Origin of the sequence: Microcoleus sp., from assembly GCF_049646505.1 — a bacterium.
Classification (GTDB): domain Bacteria; phylum Cyanobacteriota; class Cyanobacteriia; order Cyanobacteriales; family Microcoleaceae; genus Microcoleus.
In genome coordinates, this window is record NZ_JBARVX010000123.1 from 1 (window position 1) to 2,097 (window position 2,097).

Consider the following 2,097-nt stretch of genomic DNA (forward strand, 5'->3'; position numbering starts at 1 on the left):
CAACGGATTACGTAACGGATGTAACGGATGTAAGAGGGAAGAAATAGCTATTTGTGTATTCGTGACTTCTGGAGCGCGAATAAAGGTTGTTGGGGATTGGGAATGGGTTTTTCTCGATCGCCCTTCATTTAGATAGTAGCTCGTTTTCATCCTAACTCTCACAAACAATACTCTACCTTAAGGTAGATGCTGGAAATCAAAAAACTGCTAAGTTACAGGATAATTTCTCAACAGGCGATCGCCCGCCTAGTCCTGGAGTGAAAAGGGCGATCGGTCTAAACCTCACCCGCTCAAACTCCATAATCTACCAGCAGAGCCGATTCACGCTTAATTTTCACCAGGGTGAGCAACTGCTGCGAATTACCCAGGCAGCCTAGTTATTGATAAGAATTCTTAACTACTTGCACAATTTATTAACTTCGTGTTAAGCTTTTAGTCAAAGTTGAGAATTCAAACCCTAACGTTACAGTACAGTCAGGGAAAATTTCAGCTAAATGGGTGTAATACAACAATTAGAGGCCATTATGTCAAAGCAAATCAACGGATCGGCTCTCAAACTGTCCCGCGCTAGCAAAATCCAAGTAGAAGTCAAGGAAATTGCCAAGCACGCCACAGCTAAAAACATCTCTTCTACCCTCAATGTTGATGCCGATGGTAGCGATGTTACCAACGAGTAATTGCAGGTTTTTCCGTTAGACTTCGCCTCCCCAAACAAGAAGTAATAGATTTTACTTTTGTTTGTCGGGAAGTATGGAGTAATTGAGGACAAGGCTTGGCGCTTGTCCTCAATTATTCAATTGTTTAAAATTTATTGCAATATTTTATCAATAAACTTTATGCGATCGCTCGCCAATCTCCTCAAACCATACAATCTCGAAGATTTTCTCAATAACAACTGGACAAACAAAGCAGTTGCGATTAAAAGCGAAGGCAAAAAAGACTTTGCACACCTATTTTCCTGGGAAAAACTCAACCACCTTCTCAACTTTCACGAATTAAAATATCCAGAAATTCGCTTAGCAGTAGAAGGAAAAGTTCTCGACGAAAGCGAAAACGAAAATCTCATCAAGTTTTGCCAATCTGGAGCAACGTTAATTATCAATCAAGTTCACAAACTAATACCAGAAATCGCTGAATTTGCAGCAGAATTTAAAGCAGAATTAGGTTATGGAAACCAAGTAAACGCCTACTGTTCCTGGCCGGAAAAACAGGGATTTTCGTCTCATTACGACACCCACGAAGTTTTTATCTTGCAGACAGACGGAATCAAACAGTGGTATGTATTTGCCGACACAATTAAATACCCGCTGACAGACCAAAAATCCTCGACATTTTCGCCGCCAGAAACCCCACCCTATTTAACCTGCACCTTGCACCCTGGCGACGTGCTTTACATACCGCGCGGACATTGGCATTATGCAGTTGCTTCCGACGAACCGTCGCTGCATTTAACATTAGGAATTCACTGCAAAACAGGAATAGACTTGTTAGAATGGTTGGTGGGCGAATTGCGACAACAATCAGAGTGGCGGCAAAGTTTACCGCTGCGAACAAATCAAGATTCAATCGATACAAGTGTAAATAATTTAATTGCCCAATTGCAGGGCTACACAAACAGTAAAAATCTGGGAGAAGAGTACAGCAGCTACCTCGACAGTTTAGCAAAACCTGTGGCGAAATATTCTCTCCCTTCTCAAGCAGGGTTCAACATTTTTCCCTACGGCATTCAAACTAAATATAGAATTCCCAAATTTCAGCGGGTGAGAATTAGTGAATTGCCTGACGGGGACGGATACAAAATCGTTGTGGGAGGCAAAGAAGTATCACTCAAAGGAGTAACGGATAAATTTACGGAGAATCTATTCAGTACAGAGTTTTTTACAGGAGAGGATGTGATGGATTGGTTGCCGGATTGTGATTGGGAAATAGATGTAATGCCACTTTTGTCGAGGCTAGTTGTTGAAGGAATTATTTTTGTTAGTTAAAACTACAGAAAAGTAATAGCTGCGACAAATTGGTTTTAAAAATAGTAATTCATGACACACGATGAGGTATAACATGACGAATAGTTTTTTTTGCGCCGATGCTTCTAAATGC

Annotated in this window: 2 protein-coding genes; both read left to right on the forward strand. The window is 41.0% G+C overall.

Translation table 11 applies throughout. The features are described from left to right. Positions 1-524 precede the first annotated feature (524 nt). Positions 525-677 carry a hypothetical protein gene (locus tag WBA89_RS07195; protein ID WP_333116741.1) on the forward strand — a complete coding sequence of 51 codons (153 nt, stop codon included), beginning with the start codon at positions 525-527 and terminating at the stop codon, positions 675-677. A gap of 159 nt (positions 678-836) precedes the next feature. After that, positions 837-1,985, forward strand: coding sequence for a cupin domain-containing protein (locus tag WBA89_RS07200; RefSeq protein WP_424405130.1), 1,149 nt, complete (start codon positions 837-839; stop codon positions 1,983-1,985). The last annotated feature ends 112 nt before the right edge of the window (positions 1,986-2,097 follow it).